Origin of the sequence: Campylobacter concisus, assembly GCF_002165815.1 — a bacterium.
In the GTDB taxonomy this organism is placed as follows: Bacteria; Campylobacterota; Campylobacteria; order Campylobacterales; family Campylobacteraceae; genus Campylobacter_A; species Campylobacter_A concisus_BH.
In genome coordinates this window covers 1-549 of sequence record NZ_NDYN01000032.1, presented here as the reverse complement: position 1 = coordinate 549, position 549 = coordinate 1, and the positions used below count along the sequence as shown (strand labels likewise).

The 549-nt window shown below is 34.2% G+C and carries 2 pseudogenes; both read left to right on the top strand.

Features of this window, described 5'->3' with window-relative positions:
- Positions 1 to 203: pseudogene (locus B9N65_RS11165) on the top strand (hypothetical protein); the annotation flags it as partial.
- 3 nt (positions 204 to 206) lie between these two features.
- Positions 207 to 549: pseudogene (locus B9N65_RS10795) on the top strand (thioredoxin reductase); the annotation flags it as partial.

Here is a 549-nt window from a genome sequence, read left to right as displayed (position 1 = left end):
ATGACAATACTCATCGTAACCTCTCAAGAGATCTAGTGGAAGCTCTTGATACTATTGGTAACAATAACATAAAGGGTATATATGTGGGGTGTAAAGAAAATGATTCTAAAGATGGAAATTTCAATGGAAAGACAATCCCTCCTCGTCTAATCGGTCGTTTAGCTACCACCATAGTAATGGAAGATGGTCTATACATAGGATAAGATATGAAGAAGATCGTATTTATAACTTTAGCTATCTTAGCAGTCGCAGTAGTAGCAGTAATAAGTAAAGGAAAATTACAAGATAAAGGAAATCCAATGGATAACACTAATACATATACGGTTATAGCTCCGAATGGAGATAAGATAGAATTTGACAAAAAAACAAATTTAATAGCTTCCAAAAATGCAAAAAATAATACGGCACGTTTAGAAGAAAAGTCTCAGATGGTTCTTGAAGCCCGTGCAATCCTAGACTCATCCCCATATAAAAACTATAAACCACTATACTATAACCCTAAACCAAATTCTCTAGGTCAAACAGACTATCTATCTTTTAAACCATGGC